We start from the raw sequence: 26,037 nt of genomic DNA on the forward strand, positions 1-26,037 counted from the left end.
CAGCCAAGGCCCCATTATGAAAAAAGCCATCTTCACCCTCGCCATTGGCGACAACCCTATGTACCGCGCGGCGCTGAAAAGCTTCGAGCGCTATGCCGAAAGGGTCGGTGCCGATCTCGTGGTATCGGATCGCCTGCACTACAAAATCCATATCGAGAACCCTAAATACTCGGCCAGTCCGGCCTGGCCCGAAAAGCTCTATACCGCCGAATTATTGAAGCAATACGACAGGGTGCTCTATCTGGATGCAGACATAATGGTGACACCATGGGCTCGAGATATTTTCGAAGAGTATCAAGATCTTGAAACTGTCTACATGTTCGATGAGGGCCCATACACTGACCGTACCATTCCGGTCGGCGAGATCAATGCCGCCTTCGACGCCGTCGAGAACTGGCCGCAAACTGATGGCCACTACAGTTACTACAACTTTGGCATGTTCCTGATCTCTAAAGAGTGTCCCCTGTTTGAACTCGCCACCCTGGAAGGGATGCAGCAGGTATGTAACACGGTTAAGTTCTACGATCAGACCTATGTGAACTACGTCATTCAGAAGAACAAGATCAAGAACCAAGGCGTCGATGCCGCATTCAATCGCATGGATCTGCTGGGCAACGAAGATTATCGCAAGGCCGACTTTATTCACTACGCCGGCCGCGGCTACCGCATCAAGTGTCCGAGCCGCGAGATCCGCTATGTCGACGACTACTGCCAGATGTATGGCGATACCCTGACGCCGACGGAGATAAAGCAGCTCAAGCTCGATGCCTGGAATCTCTATACCGCCAACCTAAAGCGTAAGAGTGGCGTGCCCCAGGGACTGCTGAACTTTATCGGCAAGCCGACCCTGGGACGCAAATGGCTTAAATAAAAAGTGGCTTAAATAAAAACGGCTTAAATAGCGGTTAATATAAATAAGCAATTACTTAAGTTTCAGGGCTGCAAACACTAACAGTTGCAGCCCTTTTCATGCCACAGTCCACCAGCCTTTCGTTCACCTTTGCAACTCAAGATTTACCCCGGAGTTACAGCGACATCCGCGCATTAACACAAAACCAGCTAATAGATTGAAAAGATAAAACTTATCGCCTCTAACGAGTAAAATTTCGCCCAAGATTATCACTCGTTAAGGCACCATGAAGACCTCACTCATCATCACCACCTATAACTGGCCTGCGGCGCTAAGTAGCGTGCTCGCCAGCGTCCAGAGGCAATCTCGCCTTCCCGACGAGGTGATCATCGCCGACGATGGCTCAGGCCCAGCGACTCGCGAGCTTATCGACACACTCAAGGCCAGCTTTCCCGTCCCGCTGATCCACAGCTGGCATGAAGATAGGGGCTTTCGTCTGTCTACCAGTCGCAATCGCGCCATAGGGCTCGCTCTCTTCGACTACATCATAATGATCGACGGCGATCTCGTGCTGCACCCAGACTTTATCGCCGATCACCTTGCCGTCGCCGAACCCGATTGCCTGGTGACGGGCAAACGAGTGAAGCTGGGACCGGCCTTAAGTCAGCGAATCTTGGCTGGCGGTACGCGTCCGGGTCTCTTCTCACCTGGTATCGCAAGAGGTAGAGAGCTGGCGCTTCGCAGCCGTTGGCTGTGTGAGAAAAGCGGCTGGGGCGTGCCGGACTCGATAGAGGGCATACACGGTTGTAACCTGGGATTCTGGCGGCGAGATGCCCTGGCCATCAACGGCTTTAATCAGGCGTTCGAGGGCTGGGGCCCTGAAGATAAGGAGTTTGCCCTGCGCATGTACCACAACGATAAATGGCGCAAGCGGGTAAAGTTTTATGCCGTCGCCTTTCATCTGCATCACAAGGAGAGCTGCCGCCAGCAGTTGGCCAGCAACAATCTCTTGTTTCAGCACACGCTTACCCAGAGACCGATTCGCTGCGCCCAGGGCATTAGCGAACTCGGCTCCTAAGGTGACTGGCAGAGGCTCAGATAGTCGGCGATTATCTTATCGATTGCCACCTGCGTGAGGATCTCACTGTCTGCAAGGCTAGGATAATGCTCCAAGGCCTGATCTAGCTTACGACTCAAGGCCTCACTATCCCGCCTCGGCACCAGATATTCGGCAAGCTCATTTGTCATGATCTCATCCGGCCCATGTGGACAGAGGGTACTGACCACGGGCGTGCCACAGATCAAGGACTCGATTAGCACGGTGGGCAGGCCTTCATAATCTGAACTCAGCACTAATAGGCGCGCCGCCTTAATCCAGGGAAAGGGATTGGCCTGAAAGCCGGGGCAGATGATGTGATCGGCCACGCCATGCTTCTTGGCCAGCTTCATCGCCTTCTTGGGGTTGTTGCAGAGCAGCACCAGTGGCAGCGGCTTATTCATCTTGGCAAGTGCCTGAAATAGTATGTCATGGCGTTTCTGGCGCGCGACCCGGCCAACATGGATAAGATACTCCCCCTTAGGGATATCCGGGTTCACCTCGGCGGCCTTTGCCCTGATGGCCTCGACATCGAAAGGGTTGTAGATGGTGCGCATGCTGCGGGGCGCAATTCGCCCGGTCTGACTAATCTCCCTCGCGATCCCTTTGGAGACGGTGATCAACGCCTGACCATTCAATGCCCGCTTGGCCCTAAGCATAGTGAGATAGGAGATAGGCCCGAGTTTACGCTCGCGCCTTAACTCCTCTTCGATAGAATTATGCACCACAATATGCAGTGGCGACACGCCCGCACGGGTCAGCAACAGATTGCTCTTGTCCAGGTTGGACAGGATAAGGTCGAACTTGCCATGAGTCTGCTCTAGCCTGTCGACCCACTGTTTCACCCTTGCTGCCGAACGGCCTAGTCGCCACCAGGCGATGACATGACGATCGCGTTTATCGAAACAGACATGCAGGGGAATATCCGCTGGCACGGCATAGTCATAATGTGGGGAAAGCACCAGAAGATGCGGTTCATGGCCGAGGCGTTTCAGCTCGGCGGCCAGGGTCAGAACTATCTTCTCGGCCCCGCCACCAGCCAGGCTATCTATGGCCAAGCCGATACGTTTAGCGCTCACCGGTTAGCCCCAATAGTCTTTCTATCTCTGCCATGCAGATATCCAGCCCCTTGGCCTCAGCCTCTCTATCCATATTGGCACCTAGCTGCTGAACTGTCTTCGGCTCCAGCAGGCTCTGCACCTGAGCGCACATGGCATCGAGCTCGATATCACAGCTCAGCGCCAGACCTCGCTGCACGCAGCGCTGAATCCGCTTGGGCTGATCCTTGGAGACGGCCACCGCCAGTGTCGGCACCTTGAGGGCGATCGCCTGCAGCAGGGTGTCGCCACCGCTCAGCACGGCGCCCGCGGCGCTATCGAGCAGATTGATAAACTCCAGGCTGGAGAGTCTCTCTATGGCCACCACGCCCTCTAGCTGAGGTAAATCTTTGGGATAATTAGGGCCAAACACCATGACACTGGGGATCCCCGTCTTTCGATAACAGGCCTGCGCCACCTGGGCGAAGCGCTCGGCGGCCAAGGTCGAGCCGATATAATGTCCGCCAGAGCCGGCGCTATAGAGAAGATAACCTTTCGGCTCCAGGCCATACGCTTTCTGTAAGGCTTGCTGCAAGGCGCTATCTGGCCGCGCAAAAATAGAGCCGGTAAAGATAGGCTCTGCGCGGTTAATCAGGTTTAACTTGAAGCGGTCGAAACGGCTGATATCGCCAATCACAAACTCGGGTTGCACCACCCAATGGCTGTCGGTGACCAAGGCACGTTCGAGCTTCATGCCGCGGGCACGCTTGCGTTTATGCTGGCTGATGAAGACCACCTTGGCGCCGCTACGGTTGGCGTGTTTAAGCTGGGCCTTGCGACCGGCGGCATCGAAGATCACTAAGTCCGGCTTGAGCTGCGATACCAGCTGGTTGACCTCTTTCACTCGCTTGGTGGGGGTATCGTTAACCAGATGTGTCGGATAGGGACAATGCTTGGCATAGGGCGCACGGCTATTGAGCACGAATTCGACCTGCGCCTGCGGCCAACGCTGCATGATCTCGTCGGCCACTATGGTGGAACGCATATATTCACCTATCCCCTCTTCGCAGGAGACAGGTACAAACAGAAATTTTGGCGCCACTGACATCGACGATATCCCTAAAAATGAATGGGAAAACCCCATCTTCCCTCATTGCATGACTCAACTGACGGGGGCCAGATGAGTCAATCAAACCTGAAGTCTACCATTAATCGACGACTCCTTGCTATTAACCAGCCCCCGACACCAAGCGATCAAACTCCGCAATCACGGGCGTCACCTGAATCATCTCCATCAGGTGTGCCCCCTTGGCGCGGGTTCCCCAAGGCACCTCGCCCGTATGTTGCTGGGCGATCGCCTGCTCATAGACGCTGACCACACTGTCTAAGCAAGTATAGGGGCCGGTGCGCCCAGGGTTAGAGTGGGCATAGAGGCCGATCACAGGCGTACCCTGAGTCACCGCCATATGGGCTGGCCCAGTATCCGGTGCCAGGACGATACTCGCCTGTTTCAAAAGCGCAAGAAGCTGAGTCAGCGAGGTCTTACCCACTTGATTCTCGATACGGGCATCGCCATGGGTGAGGATAGCCTCGGCCAGCTGACGCTCCATAGGTACCGGCCCACCGCAAAGCAGCACGCGATAGCCCTTCTCAAGTGCATGGTCGGCCACCTGAGCATAACGCTCGGGCAGCCAGTTGCGCTCGGCCTTACTGGCGGCGGCGCAGATCACTAAGGTCTTATCCCCATCTGGGATCAGCTGGCGTGCAAACTCGGTATCGGCGGCGGGCACAGGAATCTCCCACTTAGGCTGAAGATCCGTGACGCCCACGGCCTTGGCAAAACCCATAAACCCCTCGAGCACATGGGGCGTCGCCAAGGGCTCCACCCGGCGATTGGTCACCAACCACTGTCCCTCCTTGGCGCGGGCACGATCGAAGCCCAGGCGCACCTTGGCCGAGATAGCCAAGGATGCGATGGTCGCCCTCAGCGCCACCTGCATATGCAGCAGCAGATCGAAACGACGCCCCTTAAGCGCCTTGCGCAGATTGAGATAGCTTCGCCAGCCCTGGGATTTGTCGAAGATCACAAACTCGACGCCGGGCAGATGCTTGAGCAGCTGATACTCCACCTTGCCGATCACCCAGGTGATCTTAAGATCTGGATACTGACGCTGAATCGCCTGCACCATGGCCACCGCATGACACACGTCGCCGATGGCAGATAAACGTAAGAGACACAAAGAGTGGGCAGTCTGCAAATTCAAGCTCATATAGGGGCCGTTGAGAAATAGTAAGGGAGTAAGGATCCGCAACGAGTTTAATGTAGAATGTCGCTAGGTTCCATGATTAGGCCGCCATAGGACCAACTTTCTTTAGAACCTGTGGCCCTGTATACCGGCCGGAAGACACGATGAAGATTCACGATACCAGCATTCCAGACGTTAAGTTGCTCGAGCCTCAGGTGTTCGGCGATGAGCGCGGCTGCTTTTTCGAGACATTTCGTCAGCAGTGGTTTAGGGAGCACCTGGTGGATCTCGACTTCGTTCAGGAAAATCAGAGCCATTCGCTGCAGGGCACGCTACGTGGGCTGCACTATCAGCTCAGGCAACCTCAGGGGAAGCTGATCCGCGTGGTCAGTGGTGAGATCTTCGATGTGTGTGTCGATCTGCGCCGCAGCAGCCCGAGCTTCGGCCAATGGACGGGACATCACCTGTCGGCAGACAACAAGCACCAGCTCTGGGTGCCACCGGGGTTCGCCCACGGCTTCTATGTCATCTCGCACGAGGCCCACTGCCTCTATAAGTGCACCGACTATTATGCCCCGAGTGACGAACACAGCATCCGCTGGGACGATGCCAGCCTCGCCATCGATTGGCCACTACTAAGCACACGGTCGCCAATCCTGTCGCCCAAGGACAGAGCGGCGGGCACCTTTGCCGAGGCCAATTACTATGAATAGTAGAAAGCATCACTCATTAGTCGGGCGCAATATCTTGATCACCGGCGGCGCCGGCTTTATCGGCTCGGCCTTGATTCGCCACCTCATCGAGCTAGGCGGTTGCCGCGTGGTAAACTATGACAAGCTCACCTATGCCGGCAATCTGTTGTCCCTCGAATCCATAGCACAAGATCCCAGCTACCATTTCATCCAGGGCGATATCAATGATGGCGATACCCTGGGTAAAGCCCTCAGGCAATATGAGATAGACCTGGTGATCCACCTGGCGGCAGAAACCCATGTGGACCGCTCTATCGAGGGGCCGAGAGCCTTTATCGACACCAATATTGTCGGCACCTTCGAGCTGCTACAGCAATGCCTGCAATATTACCGCAACCTGCCGACTGAGATGGCGACACGCTTTCGCCTGCACCATGTCTCGACCGACGAGGTATTTGGCGACCTAGGCTCAGACGAGGCGGGATACTTTAGCGAGCAGTCCCCCTACGCCCCCAGCTCCCCCTATTCCGCCAGTAAGGCCGCGGCGGATCATCTGGTTAGGGCCTGGCACCGAACCTATGGCCTGCCTGTAGTGCTGTCGAACTGCTCCAACAACTATGGCCCCTATCAGTATCCGGAGAAGCTAATCCCCGTGACCCTGCTCAACGCCCTGCAGGGAAAATCGATCCCCATCTATGGCGATGGCAAACAGATCCGCGACTGGCTCTATGTGGATGACCACGCTCACGCCCTGTGTCAGGTAGCCGCTCGGGGCAAATTAGGTGAGAGCTACAACATAGGCGGCATGAATGAGATGACGAATCTCGAAGTCGTCGGCCTGATCTGCGAGCTGTTAAATCAAAAGGTCACCGAGAAACCCTGCGGCATAAGTGATTTCAGGCAACTTATCGTCTTCGTCAAAGACAGGCCGGGACACGACACTCGCTACGCCATAGACGCCAGCAAGCTGAACCACACCTTGGGCTGGCAGCCTAATGAAAGCTTCGCCAGCGGTCTGGAGAAGACGGTGGACTGGTATCTGACGCACCTGGATTGGTGCCATCAGGTGGCGAGCCAGTCGTAATGGGTCAAGCACGATGAAACCGATATTGGTGATCGGTCGCCATGGGCAGGTTTCCCACGCGCTCAAGGCGACTCAGCCTGACTGCTACCAGGTGGACTATCTGGGCCGCGAGGCGCTTGATATCAGAAGCAGCCTGAAGATCGCGCAGGTATTGGATCAGCGGGACTATAGACTGGTCATTAATGCCAGCGGCTATACCCAGGTCGACGCCGCCGAGACAGACAGCCAGGCCGCCTTTGCCCTCAACCACCTGGCGGTTAAGGCATTAGCCGGGCACTGCGGTAAACGGGGTATCAGGCTTATCCACCTCTCCAGCGACTATGTGTTCGATGGTCGGCAAAACAAACCCTATCGCCCTGAGGATACGCCTAACCCGCTAAGTCGCTATGGCGAGTCAAAGTGGCGCGGCGAGCTGGCGGCGCTGGAATACGGCCAGGGTCATACCTGCATAGTGCGCACCTCATGGCTCTACTCCCCCTTCGGGCATAACTTTGTTAAGACAATGCTGACCCTGATGCGCCAGTGCAAGCCGCTTAAGGTGGTCGACGATCAGTGGGGCACGCCGACATCTGCTTTGGCGCTGGGACAATTTATCTGGCAACTAATTCAAGTGATAAAGCCAGAGCCCATCTATCACTGGAGCGATCTCGGCGTCACCAGCTGGTATGAGTTTGCTCGGCAGGTATCAGATAGCGCCAATGCCTTGGGTTTACTCGATGAGCCGGCGAACCTCAGTCCCATTAGCACCCAGGAATATGGCGCCGCGGCGCCTCGCCCGCATTACAGCGCGCTGGATAACAGTGGCTCCAAGGGGATATTGCCCGCCAAGCGCTGGCAAGATAACCTGATCCAGGTGCTGCAACTACTGGCGAAAGAGGGCTGACAGGACGCCAATATCGGGTACAATTCCCCATAACGACCACCTAAGCCCCTTGAGCCAGTAAATCTATGCAAATAAAACCTACCGATGCCGGTTGCATCGTCTTTAGCCAAGCTTCGCTCAAGGCGATCACCCCAGATTGGTTTACCTTCGATTACTGGCAAGACCTAGGAGCCATCACAGGCTCTTCGACGGGCCGCTACACCACCTGGTTTATCAATCCCCATCCCCTGAGCCAGGTGCCTGGGGAGGAGTGGGTGCTTAGACACTATTATCGTGGTGGCATGATGGAGAAGTTCAGCCGCGATGCCTATCTCTATACCGGGCTCAAGCGTTGCCGGGCGATCGCCGAATTCAACCTGCTGGAGCTGCTGTTTAAGGAAGGATTTGCGGTACCGGAACCTGTGGCGGCGCAGATCCAGCGCAGCGGCCCCTATTATCGCGGCGATATCATCATCAAGCGGATCCCGGGCGCTCGCGATCTGGTGGCTGAGCTGAACCAGGCGCCTATGTCAAATGACAAATGGCAAGCCTTGGGTGCCTGTATCGCCAAGTTCCATCGCCGCGGCGTCTATCACGCCGATCTTAACGCCAAAAACATACTGCTGGCCGGTGAGACCTTTACCCTGATCGATTTCGACCGCGGCGCGTTGAAGAAGCTTGACAGCAAGTGGCAACAGGCCAACCTGGCTCGCCTGCTGCGCTCCTTCAACAAGGAGAAGGGCAAGGCGCCCGAGCTGCACTTTACTCAGGAAAACTGGCAGCAGCTATTGGCGGGCTATACTCAGGCCTAGCCAAGCCTGCCTATTAGCGACTATGCCTTAATCAACTCGCTAGCCAAGGCGAACTGAGCTGCCAGTGCGCCCTTATTAGCCTCGACCACCTCAAGTCCGGCCTCTCTGGCGGCCAGATAGGCCGCCTTATCGTCAAACTTATGCACCAGCTGCTCGGCCAACTCTTCTGCGTCCTGCACTAAGGCGAGGGAGCCCGACTCGTTAAGCAAGCCTGTGATCTCGGTAAAATCCCAATGGTGGGGCCCCACATAGACGGGCAAACCGATGGCCGCCGGCTCCAGAGGATTATGGCCACCATTCTCGATCAGCGTACCACCAACGAAGGCCTGATCCGCCGCGCCATAGAAGCTAAGCAGCTCCCCCATGGTGTCGCCGAGCAGCACCTGAGTCTGGTCGTCCACCCTATCTTGTTTACTGCGGCGCGCCAGCGTGAGCCCGGCGGCCTTCACCCGACTGGCCGCCGCGTCAAACTGCTCCGGATGCCTAGGCACCAATACCAGCAAGGCGTGGGGGAAACGCATCAACAGGCTCTTGTGCGCCGCCAGCATGATGTCGAACTCCCCCGGATGCACGCTGCCCGCTACCCAGACAGGGGTCTCCATCCGCTGCCAGGTCTGACGCAGCCCCTTGGCCTTCTCTAGCAGTTCAGGCGCTATGGAGAGGTCGAACTTAAGACTGCCTGTGACCTTCACCCGCTCGGCATCGACACCCAGGTCGATGAAACGCTGCGCCGCCTGAGGCGACTGGGCAGCAATAGTATCCAGTGATCTCAGCATGGGCAGCGACAGTTTAGGCCGGCCGCGGTACTGGTTAGCCGACTTCTCCGACAGGCGGGCATTGGCCAGCATCAGCTTGATGCCCCGCCGCTTGGCCTGATGAATCAGGTTTGGCCACAGCTCTGTCTCCATAATGATGATCTCTTTAGGCTGTAGCTGACTCAGGAAACGCGCCACACACAAGGGAAGATCGAAGGGCAGATAGCAATGCTGTACCGACTCTCCAAAAGCCTTAACCACCTCGGCCGAGCCGGTGGGGCTCGTGGTAGTAATGGTAATGCTGAGCTCTGGGTAGGCGGCCTGGAGCTGTTTGATCAGCGGAATCGCCGCCAGGGTTTCTCCCATGGAGACCGAATGGATCAGCAGATCTGCGCGCGACAGTTTCGATAAACCGAAGCGCTCGCCCCAGCGACCCCGATAATCCGGGCTCTTAAGCGCCCGAATCGCCAGATAGAGGATGAGCAGAGGGCTTAGCAGATACAGCAACGCAGAATAGAGGGAACGATTCATAGGATTATGACAGGGTTAATTTACTCATATGCCTTATATAGTAACATATGCCAGAGGCCGACGGACGGCAAACAGCCTCCGGTCCTGGAAGCATCCGGCGCATTTGTAAAACAGCCTAAAAACAGGCTGTTAATCTTAACTGGTCTGAGTAGCCATAGATTGACTTTTACCCGCTGGCTGATAACTTTCAACTGGAGCCTTTACTCGAATATAGCCAAATAATCCCGTTCCGCATGTTAACTCAAGCGCACTGGTAATTAACCGACCTACTTAGGATCAAGATGAAGACCCGCGATAAAATCGTCCACGCCGCCCTGGCCCTGTTTAACGAACATGGTGAGCGCAGCATCACTACCAACCATATTGCCGCGCATCTGGGGATCAGCCCGGGTAACCTCTACTATCATTTTCGTAATAAAGAAGACATCATTCGCTCCATCTTCAGCCTCTATGAACAACACCTGGAGACTGGCTTTCAACCCTATGAAGGCAAGAAGGTGGATGTCGACCTCTTGATCGGCTATTTCGATGCCCTCTTCTACACCCTTTGGCAATTCCGCTTCATGTACGCCAACCTGGTGATCATCCTCAGCCGCGACGATGTGCTCAATAAACGCTATACGGTCACCCATGAGCAGGTACTCAAGCGAGCCACCAGCATTCTCACCCAGCTGAAAAAAGATGGTGTAGTGGTACTGGAAGATGCTGAAATCACGCCGCTGGCCGACACCATCCGCATGGTCGCCTGCTTCTGGATCAGCAACCAGCTCACCCACTCGGAAGCCACCCAGATCACTAAGACCTCACTCTACGAGGGTCTGTTAAGGGTATTGATGATCTTCAAGGCCTACGCCAGCGAGTCCGCTAAACCCACCTTCATCAGGCTGGAACAACACTACCATGCCCTGGCGAGGGCAGAACAAGAGGAAGACTAAGTCACATCGGCCGCCCGTCTGAACAGTTGGCCGTTAGCTTAGGCCAGTTGAGACGGGTCAGTTGTGACATTTCGCATTATTTTTTGTTATGCGAAAGTTGCACATGCACTAACTTAGTTAATAGCGCAAAAAAAAATGTGGCACAGGCCGGGTTTAAGGTTAGAATTCGGCCAGCCTAGCGCGATCCATATCCCAGGCGTCCCCTTTTCCAGCAAGCTTGCTGGCAACAATAGATGGTCGAAACTGAACTAGACTTAATCATTCATCGACGGGACGAAACCTGGCTATGACAAGCCTGACTTATGCGTTAAAGATGGTTCCTAACTTATCGCCTTTCCTCGAGCCTATCTGCCAAGCGTGCAGGCTCGAGCAAAGCATACAAAAATAAAACGAGACAGAAAGAAGGAGACTACAGGTGGCAACGACCTCATTCTACGATCAAATCAATCAGCAGCTGGCTGAAGTGAAAGCGGAAGGCTTATACAAGAGCGAGCGCGTTATTGCCTCTCCTCAGAAGACTGAAATCGAAGTCAACGGCCACGAAGTGATGAACTTCTGCGCCAACAACTACCTTGGCCTGGCGAATCATCCAGAGCTGATCGCCGCGGCACAACAGGGCCTGAGCGATCACGGCTTCGGCATGGCGTCTGTTCGCTTCATCTGTGGTACTCAGGATATTCATAAGCAACTCGAAGCCAGCCTGAGTGAATTCCTAGGCATGGAAGACACCATTCTCTACTCTTCATGCTTCGATGCGAACGCCGGCCTGTTCGAGACCCTACTGGGCGCCGAAGACGCCATCGTCTCAGATGCCCTGAACCACGCCTCTATTATCGACGGTGTACGTCTGTGTAAGGCCAAGCGTTTCCGCTACGCCAACAACGACATGGCCGATCTTGAGACCCAGCTGCAGGCGGCAAAGGCTGCCGGTGCGCGCCACATACTGATCGCCACCGACGGTGTATTCTCCATGGACGGCGTAATCGCCAACCTCAAAGGTGTCTGCGACCTGGCCGATAAATATGGCGCCCTGGTCATGGTGGACGACTCACACGCAGTAGGCTTCATAGGTCAGAATGGCCGCGGTACCCACGAGTATTGCGACGTGATGGACAGAGTCGACATCATCACAGGTACCCTGGGCAAGGCCCTGGGCGGCGCTTCGGGTGGATTCACCTCGGCGAAGAAAGAGGTGATCGACTGGCTGCGTCAACGCTCGCGTCCTTACCTCTTCTCTAACTCGCTGGCCCCTTCTATCGTTACCGCCTCTATTCATGTGCTAGAGATGCTAAAGTCTGGCCAGGCACTGCGCGAAGCCGTATGGGAAAACAGCCGTTACTTCCGCGAGAAGATGACTGCGGCAGGCTTTACCCTGGGCGGCGCCGACCACGCCATCATCCCTGTGATGATTGGCGATGCCAAGCTCGCCAGCGACTTTGCTAACCGTTTGCTGGAAGAGAATATCTATGTGATCGGCTTCTCCTTCCCTGTGGTACCTAAGGGCCAGGCGCGTATTCGTACCCAGATGTCGGCCGCTCATACCCGCGAGCAGCTAGATCGCGCCATCGATGCCTTCACCCGCATCGCTAAAGAGATGGGAATTATCTAGGAGTCTATCGATGAAAGCCTTAAGCAAACTCAAGCCTGAAGAAGGCATCTGGATGGTTGATGCGCCAAAACCTGAAGTTGGCCACAACGATCTGCTGATCAAGATCCGCAAGACCGCCATCTGCGGCACCGACGTGCATATCTACAACTGGGACGAGTGGTCGCAAAATACCATTCCCGTCCCCATGGTGGTTGGCCACGAATATGTGGGCGAAGTGGTCGGAATTGGTCAAGAAGTCCGAGGCTTCCAGATTGGCGATCGCGTCTCTGGCGAAGGTCATATCACCTGTGGTCACTGTCGCAACTGCCGCGCGGGCCGTACTCACTTATGCCGCAACACCTCTGGTGTCGGTGTTAACCGCGAAGGCGCATTTGCCGAATACCTGGTGATCCCGGCCTTCAACGCCTTTAAGATCCCTGACGATATCTCAGACGATCTGGCCTCTATCTTCGATCCGTTCGGCAATGCGGTGCACACGGCACTATCGTTCGATCTCGTGGGCGAAGATGTGCTGATCACTGGTGCGGGGCCTATCGGCATCATGGCCGCCGCGGTTTGTCGCCACGTCGGTGCGCGCCATGTGGTGATCACAGATGTGAACGAGTACCGCCTCGAGCTGGCCAAGAAGATGGGCGCCACCCGCGCCATTAATGTGGCCAAGGAGAAGCTGGAAGATGTAATGCAAGATCTCGGCATGACCGAAGGCTTCGATGTGGGCCTAGAGATGTCGGGCGTACCGGCCGCCTTCCACTCCATGCTAGATACCATGAACCACGGCGGCAAGATCGCCATGCTGGGCATTCCTGGCGGCGACATGGCCATCGACTGGAGCAAGGTGATCTTCAAGGGACTCATCATCAAGGGGATCTACGGCCGAGAGATGTTCGAGACCTGGTATAAGATGGCCAGCCTGATCCAATCGGGTCTGGATATCTCGCCAATCATCACACATCACTACAATGTCGATGATTTCCAAGCCGGTTTCGACGCCATGCGCTCGGGCCAATCGGGCAAGGTGATCCTCAGCTGGGATTAATCCCCCGCCCCCTTCGCAACCGGGGCTGTACTCTCACGGCCCCATGTTGCACACTTAACTTATCCCTCTTTTTCATTACAGGTTGACTATGTCTGCTTTTCAACACCTGAGTGTCAATCAACTCATCCATATGCTGGAAGACAATGCCGAAATACAGGTGGTCGATATCCGCGACGGCGCCAGCTTCGAGGCGGGACAGATCCCCGGTTCGACCAACCTCAACAACGAAAACCTGGCACGTTATATTGCCGAGGCCGACATGGACAGCCCCTTAGTGGTCGTCTGTTATCATGGCATCAGCAGCCAGAATGCCGCGCAATACCTGCATGAGCAGGGTTTCGATGACGTCTATAGCCTGGACGGTGGTTTCCAGGCCTGGCGCGAAGCCCATTAATCACCCGAGGTGAATATGTTGGAACTTGGTCGTCTCCCCAATGAACGCGCCGCCCAGGCGCTGATCGATTACCTCAAGGGTCAGGGCATAGATTGCCAGCTGCAACATGCCGAACTCGGGGTAACCCTCTGTGTCACCCGAGAACAAGACTATGCCAAGGCGCGCCGCGAATATGAGCACTTCGTACGCAATCCCTATGACGACAAGTACCTTCAGGCCTCCTGGGAGAATGGCAACACGGGCACCAAGCTAGACTATGGAGCGCCTGGACTCCAACTGGTGACTCAGTTCCTGTCCGGTGCCGGCCCCTTGACCCTTGTCGTCATGCTCAGCTGCACACTAATCTATCTCGGCTTCATCTTCGGCTTCGCCAACCCTATCTTCGAGGCTCTCTCCTTCTTCGGCGCCGTACCCGATAGTGATAGTACGCAGATATGGCGAGTATTTACCCCGAGCCTGATGCACTTCTCCGCCATGCATATCATCTTCAACCTGCTCTGGTGGTGGTATCTGGGAGGTAAGATAGAGAACATGCTGGGTGTCACACCACTGGCGACTCTGCTGCTGATCGCCGGCACCCTGCCGAATCTGCTGCAGTATGCCATCGGCGGCCCCAACTTCGGCGGCCTATCGGGCGTGGTCTATGCCGTGGTGGGCTACACCTGGATTATGGGAGTCAAGCGTCCCGAGAAAGGAATCGGCCTGCCCCCTGCCTATATAGGCTTTATGTTGATCTGGCTGGTATTCGGCTTTACCGATATGTTCGGCCTCTCCATCGCTAACGGTGCCCATATCGGCGGCTTAATGGTGGGCCTGGCCCAGGGCTTTATCGACAGTCGCCGACGGCATTGATGCAAAGCCGAGATCAAAAAGGGCCCGGCAACATGCGGGCCCTAATTTAATTAACTCAGATCACGCCAGCTCGATCACCTTCTTCACCAGCTTATCTATGCCGATATGAGCCTGGGCAATATTCTCGGCCAACATATAGGCCGGCGTGCTCACCAGTTTGCGCGCCTCATCGACGACGATCTGCTCGACATTGGCCTCCACATGCTCGCCCCCCATCAGATTAAATGCATGAGCCGTGTCGCTGTCGTGGCCTATGGTGCCCTTGGGCTTCTCGCCATAGAGCTTAGGGATCATCACGGGCGAGATGCAGATGAAACCCACCGGCTTGTTTGCCTCGACAAACTCGCTGATGAAGGCCTTAACGCTGGGCGCTACCTCACACTCGCTGCCGACCACGGCAAAGTTACACAGGTTCTTCGCGGCACCAAAGCCGCCAGGGATCACCAGACCATCGAAGGCCTGGATATCTAACTCATCGGTAGCCTTGATGTCACCACGGGCGATGCGCGCCGACTCCACCAGCACGTTGCGATGTTCACCCACGGCCACCTCACCAGTGAGGTGATTCACCACGTGCATCTGCTCTATGTTTGGTGCGAAACATTGATAACTCGCTCCGGCCTGGGTCAGCGACAGCAGAGTCAATACCGCCTCATGAAGTTCGCTGCCATCGAACACTCCCGCGCCGCTTAATAAAACAGCAAATTTTTTCATTAAAAACTCCTTTAATAGACCGAATGGTTTTAACAACCAGATAACAAAAGGGTTGATCTGATTATTTTTCATGCTAAGTTAGTTCATCGACTCTAACAAGGCAGAACTATTTCGCCAAGTCAGAGCATAAATATGGATGACAAAATAAAAAATCCACAAATTAGGAATTTTTACTCGGAAGTAATACCTAGTTCACATAAAAATATAATACAAAAACAAATCAACAAGTTACATCACCCGCTTATGTTCGTCGTCGTGATCCCTACTCGCTGAAACTTTTTTAGCTCACAGACTTATCCACAGGCTGCTGAGTAATTTGCCGTGGCCGAAATCGCCCTAATATGGCATGCTAGCGCCATCATCGCATACCGAAAAAATAGATAAAATTATGCCTAATATCGCTGAAAACCCACTCATTCTTGTGGATGGTTCCTCCTATCTTTACCGCGCCTACTATGCGCCGCCCCATCTGACCAACTCCAAGGGTGAGGCCACGGGGGCCGTGTATGGCGTGATCAACATGCTACGCAGCCTGCTCAACCAATATAAGCCGACCCAGATGGCGGTGGTGTTCGATGCCAAGGGAAAAACCTTCCGCAATGAGATGTATGCCGAATATAAGGCACACCGCCCCCCCATGCCGGACGATCTCAGGACGCAAATCGAGCCGCTGCATCGCATCATTCGCGCCCTGGGGCTTCCCCTGGTCTGTATCCCAGGCGTCGAGGCCGACGATGTCATAGGCACCATCGCCAGACAGGCGAGCCAAGAAGGACGTTCTGTGCTGATCAGTACCGGCGATAAAGATATGGCGCAGTTGGTGGATGACAAGATCACCCTGATCAACACCATGACTAATACCATCCTGGGTCCCCAAGAGGTGAGCAAGAAGTTTGGCGTCGGCCCCGAGCTGATCATAGATCTCTTGGCGCTACAAGGCGATAAGGCAGATAATATTCCCGGCCTGCCCGGCGTCGGAGAGAAGACGGCGCTGGCTATGCTACAAGGTGTCGGAGGCGTCGAAGCCATTCTCGCCAACCCAGACAAGATGCCTGAGCTTGGCTTTCGGGGTTCCAAGACCATGCCCGCCAAGATCGCCGAATATGGCGACATGCTCAAACTTTCCTATGAACTGGCGACCATCAAATGCGACGTCGAGCTGGAACAGGACTGGCACCAGCTCAACATTCAAGACGCGGATCGCGACGAACTGATTAAATGCTACGGCGAGATGGAGTTTAAGCGTTGGCTGGCCGAGGTGTTAGACAACAAGTCGAGCGGCGGTAATCAAGAAGAAGCCGAAGAAGAAGCGGCGCCTCAGACAATCGAAAACCAGTACGACACCATTTTGACCTGGGAAGCCTTAGATGAATGGCTCAAGGCGCTGGCCGCCGCACCACTGTTTGCCCTGGATACCGAAACCACCAGCCTCAACTACATGGAGGCCAAGCTAGTCGGCCTATCTTTTGCCATCGAACCAGGCAAGGCCGCCTATTTGCCGTTGGCGCATGACTATGCCGATGCCCCAGAGCAGCTCGACAGCGAGCAGGTACTTGCCAAGCTCAAGCCACTGCTGGAAGACGCCAACCTTCTCAAGGTCGGGCAAAACCTCAAATATGATATGAGCATACTGGCCAATGTCGGCATCGCCCTCAAAGGGGTCGCCTTCGATACCATGCTCGAGTCCTATGTATTTAACTCGGTCGCCTCCAAGCACAACATGGACGACCTGGCACTGAAGTACCTGGGCCATAAGAATATCAGCTTCGAGGAGATCGCCGGCAAGGGCGTCAAGCAGCTGACCTTCAACCAGATCCCGTTGGAGACTGCGGCGCCTTACGCCGCCGAAGATGCCGATATCACACTCAGACTGCATCAGCACCTCTGGCCAAGACTGCAAAAAGCCAGCGAGCTTGCCAGCGTCTTTAGCGATATAGAGCTGCCCTTGGTCAGTATCCTGTCTCAGATCGAACGTCAGGGCGTATTGATCGACAGCATGCTCCTAGGCCAGCAGAGCGAAGAGCTGGCGCGCAAGATAGACGAACTGGAACAAAAGGCCTACGAGATCGCCGGTGAGCCCTTTAACCTGGGCTCGCCCAAACAGCTGCAGGCCCTCTTCTTCGAGAAGCTTGGCTATCCGGTATTGAAGAAGACCCCTAAGGGTGCACCGTCCACCGCCGAAGAGGTGCTGGTCGAGTTGGCACTGGACTATCCACTGCCTAAGATCATCCTGGAGCACAGGAGTCTGTCTAAGCTTAAGAGCACCTACACAGACAAGTTGCCGCTGATGGTCGATGGCAAGACTGGCCGGGTACACACCAGCTATCATCAGGCCATCGCCGCCACGGGCCGCCTGTCATCCAGCGAGCCAAACCTGCAGAACATCCCCATCCGCACCGAGGAGGGCCGCCGTATTCGTCACGCCTTCGTGGCGCCCGAAGGACGCAAGATCCTCGCGGCCGACTATTCGCAGATCGAGTTGAGGATCATGGCTCACCTCTCCCAGGATAAGGGCCTGCTAAACGCCTTCTCCCAGGGCAAGGATATTCACAGGGCCACTGCCGCCGAGGTGTTCGACGTCGACTTCGGCGAAGTCACCAGCGAACAGCGTCGCCGCGCCAAGGCGGTGAACTTCGGCCTCATCTATGGCATGTCGGCCTTTGGCCTGGCCCGCCAGCTGGATATTCCGCGTCACGAGGCCCAGCAATATATCGACATCTACTTCAAACGCTATCCTGGTGTGCTCAAGTATATGGAAGATACCCGCGCTGCCGCCGCCGAGCAGGGATACGTGTCGACCCTCTATGGTCGCAGACTCTATCTGCCGGCCATCAAGGATAGAAACGCCATGCGCCGTCAGGCCGCCGAGCGCGCCGCGATCAACGCGCCGATGCAGGGCACGGCCGCCGATATCATCAAGAAGGCCATGATCAACATCGCCCGGTGGATTGAGACAGAGACTCAGGGAGAGATCACCATGATCATGCAGGTACACGATGAACTCGTGTTTGAGGTAGACGCCGACAAAGCTGACTCGCTCAAACTCAAGGTATGTAAACTGATGGCACAGGCCGCCTCATTGGATGTCGAGCTACTGGCCGAAGCAGGCATAGGCGATAACTGGGAGCAGGCCCACTAGGCCCAATGCTTAGCCACCATGCCTCGGCCCTGCCGAGGCATTTTTTATGCTATGAGCCCCATTTCCAATGGGATCTCACGCCAATCTCCCTTTGAGCCGAAAAAATCACCGAAAAAAGTAATATTTTTTCACTTTCAGACTATTCTTGCCTAAATAACTCTTTTAAAGACGTTTTTCGTAAATTTCAGATCAAAAACCTGCGCTTTTATTGAGCACTTTTTTAGACATTGCTCACATTATTGTCGTTTTTTACAAAAAACAGTTTCCCATATTACGGCCAATGCAGTATTATTCTCTGCGTAGGGTACAGAGGTTAAGATGTTCTATCTTTCAGACCTTTTTTTATTTCACGTTAAGTGAAAAGCCAAATTATGGCGCCCCAGCAAGTTACTTGCTGGGGCTTTTTTTCGTCTGCAATTTAATTTAGAGCAAATACTTTAACTTGAGATCGATTCGGGCTATCCTATGGCCACTAAGCACTATTGGTCAACGACCGATAGAACTTGAGTCTTGTTGAAATTTAGCTTCTCCCCAAAAGAGCTAATGTATTTTTGCCGATGGTGTAGCCGTCGGCATTTTTTTTGCCCGCTCTCCTATCAGCTAAATACCAGGCATAAAAAAACGCCCCCAACCTGGAGGCGCTCTCAATTCACTCGTCACTTAGCTTTACTACTCTTGCTCTGCGTCGGCCAATGCCTCCACCAGCCAGTCCGGATGGCACCACTGGTTGAGAATACTGAGCACCTTAGGTTTACCCGTACCCTTCAAGGAAGAAAATGGCTCCACCTTCACACCGTCGCCGAAATCCGCCAATGCCTTACGCACCTCGTTGACCGTCTTCATCCGGGCACTCTGCGCCAGCTTGTCACACTTGGTTAGCAGGGCAAGCACAGGAATATCGCAAGCGACCGCCCATTCGATCATCTGCATATCGAGATCTTTGAGCGGGTGACGAATATCCATCAGTACAACTAGGCCGCTCAAACAGTCTCGCTCCTGCAGATATTGTCCCAGCGCCTGTTGCCATTTCTTCTTCATCGCTAGCGGTACTTGAGCGAAACCATAACCGGGTAAATCCACCAGGCGCCTATGCTCATCGAGCGCGAAGACGTTGATCAACTGGGTGCGCCCAGGTGTCTTACTGGTTCTCGCCAGGTTCTTCTGTTCGGTCAATTGGTTCAATGCGCTCGACTTTCCGGCGTTAGAGCGGCCGGCAAAGGCGATTTCGACGCCCACATCACCGGGCAAGTGCTCATCTAGATGCGCAATATCCGGCGCACTGATCAAAAACTTGGCCTGTCGAAAATCGATACGAGAATCAGTCACTACCCACCCCAAAATTTGTTATTTCTTCAGTTTAAATATCGAAGACTTGCTTACATTTGCACAATTTCGTGTAAAATATTACCCCGATCACATAAATCATATTTTATCACGCTTGCAGGTCACTCTCGTAAGCTCAGGACAAAAAATTTAACTAAAAGTTGGAACGCCATGAAAAAGTTCGCTATTGCGCTATCAATGTTAGCCACTCTATCAACTCCGGCTCTAGCAGCAGGTGATGCTGAAGCGGGAAAAACTAAAGCAATCGTTTGTTCTGCCTGTCACGGTGTTGATGGTAACAGCATGATCGACATGTACCCCAAGATTGCGGGTCAACAAGAAACTTACCTGAAGAAACAGCTAACCGAACTGCGTCAAGCTGCCCACACAGGTGGTAAAGAAGGCCGCAACGATCCTATGATGAGCCCAATGGCGGCGGCATTGTCGGATCAGGATATCGAAGATTTAGCGGCTTACTTCTCTTCACAAAAGCTTGCGATGAGCGAAGTGAACGATGTACCTGAGTTGGGTGAGCAACTTTACAAGGGTGGCGACGCCGTCCGTGGTGTTACCGCATGTATCGCCTGTCACGGTCCAAATGGCCAAGGTTCTGAAGCAGCCGGTTTCCCAGCCATCGCGGGTCAACACGCTAACTACATCAAAATCCAGCTAAATAAGTTCCATGATACAAGTCGTAACAACGACCTGAACGGCATGATGCAGGACGTTGCCAAGAAGCTGACCAGCGAAGATATCGAAGCATTATCTAAATATATATCAAGCATTAAGTAATTAATTGCTCGACGAAGAAAGGGTGGTCGATACCACCCTTTTTTACACACCAAGGTTTACGTTTACGTAAACTGTAGAAAATTGATGCTTGACATAGATCACAGATTTCGTTTTAATTGTGCCCGTACCGAGGTAAACCCAACTGTTTGTATAAAATCTACCTAATAAGAATAAACAGATTTCGGTATGTGATTACATTTAAGATATAAGAATAAAGTTAAGCAAAAATAATAATAATTTTTTGACCACTCACTAAAAATAATAAGAGTAGTACTTCGCATCTGAAGTCGGGTCGTAATAATTTGGTAAGGATATTGGTTAGGAAGGCCAATGCGCTATTTAGCATTATTCCTTACGGTTCAGAAAACAGTTAACTGCTTACTGCTGAACTTTAACGTAAACCTAACAGGGATGGTTTATTAGGCGTCAAAGATGACGATATGGATTGTGATGTGTCAAGAAGACCATCTACGGAAGCTGTGGTCAGGAAGGCGACAGGGAAAGAAAAAAAGCGTCTGGAAGACCGAAAACGAAAATAACTATGCATGGAAAGCAGATTAAAAAATAAGATGGAATCCGACTGGGAGAGTCGCATAGCAAGTAAGGAAACTTGGAATCAGAATTGAGTACCTTTGGTACTTTTTGGAAGGCGACAGTGATACTGTCGCCTTTTTTTATCTCCAGCGGAAAATACGCTTCTGTTTCCGCTTGGCCTACAGTAAATTAAACAGGCAATAGCAAATAACCTAGCCTTTGAGAGTCATGCCCAAACCATGCGAAGATGCCCCCTGTGCACCAGCGAAGCTACCGCCCCCTTCTATCAAGATAGAAAACGAGCTATCTATCGCTGTAAACGCTGCATGCTACTGTTTGCCGATGCCAGCTCTCATCTGCCCCCCAGCGCCGAGGTAAAACGCTACCGCTCAGCCAATAGTAAAGACAAACCGCTGCAACAATTCTTATCCAGCCTGATCACTCAGTGTGAGCAGCAGGTTCAGGGGCCACTGCTCGGACTCAACTTCGGTCGTCTGCTTGGCCCACAGGCCATGACCCCCCTCGAGGCCAGAGGCCATAAACTTAAACAGTACGATCCCCACTTCGCCCCGGATCATACCCTGCTAAGGCTCAAGTACGACTTCATCTGTTGCTATCGTGTCTTCGAGCATTTTCGCTTTCCTGGTAAAGAGTGGCAGCTTCTTTGCTCTCTGCTCAAACCCGGTGGCTGGATGGCGATCAGCACCCAGCTGCTTACCGAACTCCAGGGCTTTCCCAAGTGGCACCACAAAAACAATCTAACCCATGTCAGCTTTTATCAGGAAGCCACCTTCCAATATTTGGCGAGCCAGGCCGAATTTAGGCTATTATTCGCCTCGAAAGATCTCATTTTGGTGCAAAAACCAACAGGATCTGGTATAACACGCGACCCAAGTTCACTTATCTGACTCAAAGTGAGATAGGTTCACGATTTTTTGCAGTTGAGATTAACGCTATGTCCCGTAAAAAAACGCGCAAGATCAATGAGAATGCGCCAAAACGTCCGCCTAGAACCAAGAAAGAAGACCGTACCCTCACGGGCAAGAAGCAGAAGTCGGGCAATAAAGCGGGCAGTCGTCATAACGAAAAGCAGATCCAACACAAGCAATCGAGCACAGCCCAGGCCAATGATCCTCGTCACGGCAGCAAGAAACCTATCGCACTGGAATTGCCGACTAAGACGCCTGTGGCCAAGCAGCCGAAGGCACCTAAGATGAGCGACGAGCAGAAACTTCTTAAGCTAGAGGAAGATCCAAGACTCAACAAGCTGCTCGACATGCTCGAAGAGGGCCGGGATCTCAACGATGCGGATCAGGCCTGGTTAGAGAAACAACTGACAGAGATCGAACGCCTGATGGATCACCTGGGCATCACCGAAGAGGACGATCTCGAGCATGTGATGAAGACCACGGTCGGCTCAGATGACGATCTCCTGAATAAGTTTGAATCTGGCGCCGATCTGCTCAAAGATTACCAGGATAAAGACTAGGCCCAGGCTGACAAAAATGGCATCGATTCGATGCCATTTCTCTATCTCGTCTCACTGACAAGCACTGAGACAAAATACACCTAGCTAACCAACACCTCGGATTGCATTATGACCACGACACTCCTCATCCTAGGCGCCATCATCATCTTAGGCCTGGCCGCCTACGCCGCCAGCCTGCTACTCAAGCTAAAACAGCAAACCGCCCAACAAAAAGCCCAACGCGAGGCCCAACAAGCAGCCAAAGATGCCAAAGAGCTGGAGCTGCTGAGCAACATCCACTATATCGCCGCCGCCATGCTCGAGGAGCGCTGCGAACTCTCAGAGGGGGTGATGCGTATCGGTAAACTATTTAATATCCTCGGCCACGACGAACAGCTAAAACACCAGTATCCAGCGCTCTTTAAGCATTTTGAGGTCATAGAATCTCACCCCATCATGGAGCAGCGTAAGGCACTGGCGAAACAGCAACGGATGAAGCTAGACTTAGAGAGAATGAAGTCCGAATCGGCGCTGGAAGCCGAGATCATGACCGAGGTAGCTGTGCTGGCCAAGGCCTATGCCCACCTCAGCCACTGACGTGAGTCGGTGCACAAAAACGGCTTAACGCCAAGACATTTAAGCCGAAAACAAGGATATTCATCAGCTAACATAAATTGCAGTGCTAATTTGCAACCTGGATCAATGTTATTCGCTCAATAACATTGCATACTTCGCTAGTTGCTAATTTACCACCCTCGGAGGACACGCCTTGAAGCAGCCCACCCAAATTAGTTGGGATCAGTCAATGATCGAAAAATATAATTACAGCGGTCCTCGTTATACCTCTTACCCGACCGCACTAGAATTTGACGCCTCCTTCACCGAAGAAGACCTGCTCACCTCTATTGCCAACAGTAAGAGCAATAAACTATCGCTGTATCTACACATCCCTTTCTGCGCCAAGCTCTGCTACTACTGCGGCTGCAACAAGGTGATCACCCGTCACCAGCACAAGGCCGACCAATACATCGAATACCTGGCGGCAGAGATCGTCAAACGTGCACCACTATTTGAGCATTACCAGGTCACCCAGATCCACTGGGGTGGCGGTACGCCAACCTTCCTCAGCCCGGAGCAGATCCTCAGGCTGTCGGCGCTGCTCAAAGAGCACTTTAATATTGCAGACGAGGGCGAATACTCTATCGAAGTCGATCCACGCGAAATCGAACTCTCTATGCTGGACACCCTAAAAGAAGCCGGCTTCAACCGTATCTCGGTTGGCGTACAGGACTTCAACAAAGAGGTGCAGATTGCCGTCAACCGCGAACAGGACGAGCAGTTTATCTTCGACCTGATCGCCAAGGCGAAGGAAATGGGCTTCGTGTCGACCAACATCGACCTGATCTACGGTCTGCCACACCAGACGCCAGAAAGCTTCGCCGAAACCATGCAACGCGTACTGGATCTGTCTCCCGACAGACTCTCTGTGTTTAACTACGCTCACCTGCCGGCACGTTTCGCCGCCCAGCGTAAGATTAAAGACGAGCACCTGCCGACGCCACAACAGAAGCTGGAGATGCTACACCAGACCATCGAGACGCTGACGGGCGCTGGCTATCAGTACATAGGCATGGATCACTTCGCCAAGCCAGATGACGAACTCGCCATCTTACAGAACGAAGGACGCCTGCACCGTAACTTCCAGGGTTACACCACCCAGGAAGAGTGTGATCTTCTGGGTCTTGGGGTCTCCTCTATCAGCCAGATTGGCGACTGCTACGCCCAGAACCAGAAAGATATCCGTCCCTACTACGAGTCGGTGGACGAGAAGGGCCACGCTCTGTGGAAAGGCTGTAAGCTCAATCGTGACGACGAGATCCGCCGCGTCGTGATCAAGCAGCTGATCTGTCACTTCGACCTGGATATGGCCAAGATAGATAAGCAGCTAGGCATCAAGTTTGAAGAATACTTCGCCGAAGATCTCAAACTGCTACAGACCTTTATCGACGACAAGCTGGTCGAAGTGAAAGACAGAAAGATCACAGTTGGCGAGACAGGCCGTCTGCTGATCCGCAACATCTGTATCTGTTTCGACGTTTATTATCGTGACAAGGCCCGTCAGCAGCAGTTCTCACGGGTTATCTAAACCCTAAACATAAAAAAGCCGATGAATTATCATCGGCTTTTTTGTGGCTAACGCTCTAAGTCATCGCCCTTAGGCCTTGGCGGCATAGAGCGCCTTACGCTCACTGTCAGAGATAAAGGCCATCTCCACGCCATTGCGTTGCAGCTGCGCCAACTCGGCATCGCTAAAGCCCATCTCCTGCTTCACAGTGTCGTACTCATGCTTGATGTCGATGGCACTCACGCCCGGATCGTCTGTGTTGAGACCAATCAACACGCCCGCCTCCATGAAGGTGCGCAGCGGATGCTCCTGATAGCTGGTCACTGTTGACGTATGCAGGTTACTGGTTGGACAGGACTCTATGCCTATCTTATTGGCGGCCAGGTACTCCATCAGCTTAGGATCGTGGATGGCATTGACCCCGTGACCGATACGGGTCGCCCCAAGCTCCTGAATAGCCTGCCACATGCTTTCGGCACCGGCAGCCTCACCGGCATGGGCCGTAATGGCCAGCCCGGCGTCACGCACCTTCTTGAAGTGATCGTTAAACAGGGCGCCTGGGAAGCCTAGCTCATCCCCCGCCAAGTCCATCGCCACCAGATGCTGCTTGTGGGCAAGCAGCGCCTCTAGCTCCTGCATGCAGGCATCCTGACCGAAGGAGCGAGACATGATGCCGATCAGGTTGATCTTCACCTCATAGTCCTTGAGGCCAGCCTTAACACCATCGATAACAGCCTCGACAACGCCTTCCATCGGCAGCTTATGGTTCATCGCCATATAGTAAGGACTGAATCTCAGCTCGGCGTAATCCAGGCCGGAGATCGCCGCATCGGCAACATTCTCGTAAGCCACACGTTTAACTGCATCGAGATCCGCCAGTACGGCAACCATCCAGTCTAGCTTCTTCAAGAAAGCCACCAGGCTGGACTCTTTCCCCTGAATTTGAACGAAAGGCGCCAAACCTTCCAAGGTATCGGCAGGCAAAGCAATATTGTGTTGGTGGCCCAGGTCCCAAATCGTTTCTACCCTGACGTTACCATCAAGATGACGATGCAGATCCACCAACGGAATGGATGTATCAATCATATTTAACCCCTATTTGAACCCCTCAGCCAATATTGTTTTTTATCTGGTCTGAAGTTGTTGCAACT

General features: G+C 53.7%; 24 protein-coding genes. 17 read left to right on the forward strand and 7 right to left on the reverse strand.

Translation table 11 applies throughout. The annotated features are described in order from the left end of the window. The first annotated feature begins 16 nt into the window (after positions 1-16). Together GNT65_RS13250 and GNT65_RS13255 are read left to right on the forward strand one after the other, a co-directional pair. Positions 17-871, forward strand: a complete 855-nt coding sequence (locus GNT65_RS13250; RefSeq protein ID WP_160796955.1) for a glycosyltransferase — start codon at positions 17-19, stop codon at positions 869-871. Between the two features lie 265 nt (positions 872-1,136). After that, on the forward strand, positions 1,137-1,928 hold the full coding sequence (locus GNT65_RS13255; RefSeq protein WP_160796957.1) for a glycosyltransferase family 2 protein: 792 nt from the start codon (positions 1,137-1,139) through the stop codon (positions 1,926-1,928). On the opposite strand, the gene GNT65_RS13260 is transcribed toward GNT65_RS13255, so the two are convergent. The 3 genes from GNT65_RS13260 to GNT65_RS13270 form a co-directional block, all read right to left on the reverse strand. Next, complete coding sequence (locus tag GNT65_RS13260; protein ID WP_160796959.1) at positions 1,925-3,025, reverse strand: glycosyltransferase; 1,101 nt, start codon at positions 3,023-3,025, stop codon at positions 1,925-1,927. The two genes, GNT65_RS13255 and GNT65_RS13260, sit on opposite strands and share 4 nt — an antisense overlap. Then, the gene (locus GNT65_RS13265) at positions 3,015-4,091 is read right to left on the reverse strand and encodes a glycosyltransferase family 9 protein (protein WP_160796961.1); all 1,077 of its coding nucleotides are present in this window, start codon (positions 4,089-4,091) and stop codon (positions 3,015-3,017) included. Before GNT65_RS13265 ends, GNT65_RS13260 begins: the two co-directional genes overlap by 11 nt. Before the next feature lie 121 nt (positions 4,092-4,212). Next, on the reverse strand, positions 4,213-5,253 hold the full coding sequence (locus tag GNT65_RS13270) for a glycosyltransferase family 9 protein (protein WP_160796963.1): 1,041 nt from the start codon (positions 5,251-5,253) through the stop codon (positions 4,213-4,215). A gap of 140 nt (positions 5,254-5,393) precedes the next feature. On the opposite strand from GNT65_RS13270, the gene rfbC reads away from it, so the two are divergent. The 4 genes from rfbC to GNT65_RS13290 all read left to right on the forward strand — a co-directional run bounded on the left by rfbC (position 5,394) and on the right by GNT65_RS13290 (position 8,679). Further along, complete coding sequence (rfbC, locus tag GNT65_RS13275) at positions 5,394-5,942, forward strand: dTDP-4-dehydrorhamnose 3,5-epimerase (RefSeq protein ID WP_160796965.1); 549 nt, start codon at positions 5,394-5,396, stop codon at positions 5,940-5,942. Further along, positions 5,935-7,005, forward strand: a complete 1,071-nt coding sequence (rfbB, locus tag GNT65_RS13280) for a dTDP-glucose 4,6-dehydratase (protein ID WP_160796967.1) — start codon at positions 5,935-5,937, stop codon at positions 7,003-7,005. The genes rfbC and rfbB overlap by 8 nt, the downstream gene beginning before the upstream one ends. Positions 7,006-7,018: 13 nt before the next feature. Next, the gene (gene rfbD, locus GNT65_RS13285) at positions 7,019-7,888 is read left to right on the forward strand and encodes a dTDP-4-dehydrorhamnose reductase (protein ID WP_160796969.1); all 870 of its coding nucleotides are present in this window, start codon (positions 7,019-7,021) and stop codon (positions 7,886-7,888) included. Between the two features lie 65 nt (positions 7,889-7,953). Then, a complete protein-coding gene (locus tag GNT65_RS13290; protein ID WP_160796971.1) occupies positions 7,954-8,679 on the forward strand; it encodes a 3-deoxy-D-manno-octulosonic acid kinase in 726 nt (241 codons plus the stop codon). Between the two features lie 20 nt (positions 8,680-8,699). Here GNT65_RS13290 and waaA read toward each other — a convergent pair whose 3' ends face one another. Beyond that, positions 8,700-9,965, reverse strand: coding sequence for a lipid IV(A) 3-deoxy-D-manno-octulosonic acid transferase (gene waaA / locus GNT65_RS13295; protein ID WP_160796973.1), 1,266 nt, complete (start codon positions 9,963-9,965; stop codon positions 8,700-8,702). A 281-nt stretch (positions 9,966-10,246) separates the two neighbouring features. Here waaA and GNT65_RS13300 point away from each other — a divergent pair, with 281 nt between their 5' ends. The 5 genes from GNT65_RS13300 (at position 10,247) to glpG (ending at position 14,791) form a co-directional block, all read left to right on the forward strand. Then, positions 10,247-10,900: a TetR/AcrR family transcriptional regulator gene (locus tag GNT65_RS13300; RefSeq protein ID WP_160796975.1), complete on the forward strand. Its 654-nt coding sequence runs from the start codon at positions 10,247-10,249 to the stop codon at positions 10,898-10,900. Between the two features lie 415 nt (positions 10,901-11,315). Next, positions 11,316-12,509 carry a glycine C-acetyltransferase gene (locus GNT65_RS13305; protein ID WP_160796977.1) on the forward strand — a complete coding sequence of 398 codons (1,194 nt, stop codon included), beginning with the start codon at positions 11,316-11,318 and terminating at the stop codon, positions 12,507-12,509. A 10-nt stretch (positions 12,510-12,519) separates the two neighbouring features. Continuing rightward, a complete protein-coding gene (gene tdh, locus GNT65_RS13310) occupies positions 12,520-13,545 on the forward strand; it encodes an L-threonine 3-dehydrogenase (RefSeq protein ID WP_160796979.1) in 1,026 nt (341 codons plus the stop codon). Positions 13,546-13,633: 88 nt separating this feature from the next. After that, a complete protein-coding gene (gene glpE, locus GNT65_RS13315) occupies positions 13,634-13,939 on the forward strand; it encodes a thiosulfate sulfurtransferase GlpE (RefSeq protein WP_160796981.1) in 306 nt (101 codons plus the stop codon). A gap of 15 nt (positions 13,940-13,954) precedes the next feature. Beyond that, positions 13,955-14,791, forward strand: coding sequence for a rhomboid family intramembrane serine protease GlpG (gene glpG / locus GNT65_RS13320; protein WP_160796983.1), 837 nt, complete (start codon positions 13,955-13,957; stop codon positions 14,789-14,791). Positions 14,792-14,851: 60 nt separating this feature from the next. On the opposite strand, the gene elbB is transcribed toward glpG, so the two are convergent. Beyond that, entirely contained in the window at positions 14,852-15,505 is a 654-nt protein-coding gene (gene elbB / locus GNT65_RS13325; protein ID WP_160796985.1) for an isoprenoid biosynthesis glyoxalase ElbB, read from the reverse strand. A gap of 388 nt (positions 15,506-15,893) precedes the next feature. Between elbB and polA the strand changes: the two genes are divergently transcribed. Further along, positions 15,894-18,644 carry a DNA polymerase I gene (gene polA / locus GNT65_RS13330; protein WP_160796987.1) on the forward strand — a complete coding sequence of 917 codons (2,751 nt, stop codon included), beginning with the start codon at positions 15,894-15,896 and terminating at the stop codon, positions 18,642-18,644. A 669-nt stretch (positions 18,645-19,313) separates the two neighbouring features. Here the strand turns inward: polA and yihA are convergent. After that, entirely contained in the window at positions 19,314-19,970 is a 657-nt protein-coding gene (gene yihA, locus GNT65_RS13335) for a ribosome biogenesis GTP-binding protein YihA/YsxC (RefSeq protein WP_160796989.1), read from the reverse strand. A gap of 168 nt (positions 19,971-20,138) precedes the next feature. On the opposite strand from yihA, the gene GNT65_RS13340 reads away from it, so the two are divergent. From GNT65_RS13340 to hemN, 5 genes are all read left to right on the forward strand, one after another. Continuing rightward, positions 20,139-20,759, forward strand: coding sequence for a c-type cytochrome (locus tag GNT65_RS13340; protein ID WP_160796991.1), 621 nt, complete (start codon positions 20,139-20,141; stop codon positions 20,757-20,759). Positions 20,760-21,532: 773 nt separating this feature from the next. Next, entirely contained in the window at positions 21,533-22,201 is a 669-nt protein-coding gene (locus GNT65_RS13345; RefSeq protein WP_160796993.1) for a methyltransferase domain-containing protein, read from the forward strand. 47 nt (positions 22,202-22,248) lie between these two features. Continuing rightward, positions 22,249-22,782: a Der GTPase-activating protein YihI gene (yihI, locus tag GNT65_RS13350; RefSeq protein WP_160796995.1), complete on the forward strand. Its 534-nt coding sequence runs from the start codon at positions 22,249-22,251 to the stop codon at positions 22,780-22,782. A 108-nt stretch (positions 22,783-22,890) separates the two neighbouring features. Further along, a complete protein-coding gene (locus GNT65_RS13355) occupies positions 22,891-23,358 on the forward strand; it encodes a DUF2489 domain-containing protein (protein ID WP_160796997.1) in 468 nt (155 codons plus the stop codon). A 172-nt stretch (positions 23,359-23,530) separates the two neighbouring features. Further along, complete coding sequence (gene hemN / locus GNT65_RS13360) at positions 23,531-24,907, forward strand: oxygen-independent coproporphyrinogen III oxidase (protein WP_160796999.1); 1,377 nt, start codon at positions 23,531-23,533, stop codon at positions 24,905-24,907. Between the two features lie 69 nt (positions 24,908-24,976). Here hemN and add read toward each other — a convergent pair whose 3' ends face one another. After that, positions 24,977-25,972: an adenosine deaminase gene (add, locus tag GNT65_RS13365; RefSeq protein ID WP_160797001.1), complete on the reverse strand. Its 996-nt coding sequence runs from the start codon at positions 25,970-25,972 to the stop codon at positions 24,977-24,979. Positions 25,973-26,037 lie beyond the last annotated feature (65 nt).

It is taken from the genome of Shewanella insulae (genome assembly GCF_009831655.1).
GTDB classification, from domain to species: Bacteria; Pseudomonadota; Gammaproteobacteria; order Enterobacterales; family Shewanellaceae; genus Shewanella; species Shewanella insulae.

Excerpts from the sequence above, each read along its gene's own strand:
- GNT65_RS13250 (WP_160796955.1), top strand. The coding sequence starts at position 17 with ATGAAAAAAGCCATCTTCACCCTCGCCATTGGCGACAACCCTATGTAC.
- GNT65_RS13255 (WP_160796957.1), top strand. The coding sequence starts at position 1,137 with ATGAAGACCTCACTCATCATCACCACCTATAACTGGCCTGCGGCGCTA.
- GNT65_RS13265 (WP_160796961.1), bottom strand. The coding sequence starts at position 4,091 with ATGTCAGTGGCGCCAAAATTTCTGTTTGTACCTGTCTCCTGCGAAGAG.
- GNT65_RS13270 (WP_160796963.1), bottom strand. The coding sequence starts at position 5,253 with ATGAGCTTGAATTTGCAGACTGCCCACTCTTTGTGTCTCTTACGTTTA.
- rfbC (WP_160796965.1), top strand. The coding sequence starts at position 5,394 with ATGAAGATTCACGATACCAGCATTCCAGACGTTAAGTTGCTCGAGCCT.
- rfbB (WP_160796967.1), top strand. The coding sequence starts at position 5,935 with ATGAATAGTAGAAAGCATCACTCATTAGTCGGGCGCAATATCTTGATC.
- rfbD (WP_160796969.1), top strand. The coding sequence starts at position 7,019 with ATGAAACCGATATTGGTGATCGGTCGCCATGGGCAGGTTTCCCACGCG.
- GNT65_RS13290 (WP_160796971.1), top strand. The coding sequence starts at position 7,954 with ATGCAAATAAAACCTACCGATGCCGGTTGCATCGTCTTTAGCCAAGCT.
- waaA (WP_160796973.1), bottom strand. The coding sequence starts at position 9,965 with ATGAATCGTTCCCTCTATTCTGCGTTGCTGTATCTGCTAAGCCCTCTG.
- GNT65_RS13300 (WP_160796975.1), top strand. The coding sequence starts at position 10,247 with ATGAAGACCCGCGATAAAATCGTCCACGCCGCCCTGGCCCTGTTTAAC.
- tdh (WP_160796979.1), top strand. The coding sequence starts at position 12,520 with ATGAAAGCCTTAAGCAAACTCAAGCCTGAAGAAGGCATCTGGATGGTT.
- glpE (WP_160796981.1), top strand. The coding sequence starts at position 13,634 with ATGTCTGCTTTTCAACACCTGAGTGTCAATCAACTCATCCATATGCTG.
- glpG (WP_160796983.1), top strand. The coding sequence starts at position 13,955 with ATGTTGGAACTTGGTCGTCTCCCCAATGAACGCGCCGCCCAGGCGCTG.
- elbB (WP_160796985.1), bottom strand. The coding sequence starts at position 15,505 with ATGAAAAAATTTGCTGTTTTATTAAGCGGCGCGGGAGTGTTCGATGGC.
- polA (WP_160796987.1), top strand. The coding sequence starts at position 15,894 with ATGCCTAATATCGCTGAAAACCCACTCATTCTTGTGGATGGTTCCTCC.
- GNT65_RS13340 (WP_160796991.1), top strand. The coding sequence starts at position 20,139 with ATGAAAAAGTTCGCTATTGCGCTATCAATGTTAGCCACTCTATCAACT.
- GNT65_RS13345 (WP_160796993.1), top strand. The coding sequence starts at position 21,533 with ATGCGAAGATGCCCCCTGTGCACCAGCGAAGCTACCGCCCCCTTCTAT.
- yihI (WP_160796995.1), top strand. The coding sequence starts at position 22,249 with ATGTCCCGTAAAAAAACGCGCAAGATCAATGAGAATGCGCCAAAACGT.
- GNT65_RS13355 (WP_160796997.1), top strand. The coding sequence starts at position 22,891 with ATGACCACGACACTCCTCATCCTAGGCGCCATCATCATCTTAGGCCTG.
- add (WP_160797001.1), bottom strand. The coding sequence starts at position 25,972 with ATGATTGATACATCCATTCCGTTGGTGGATCTGCATCGTCATCTTGAT.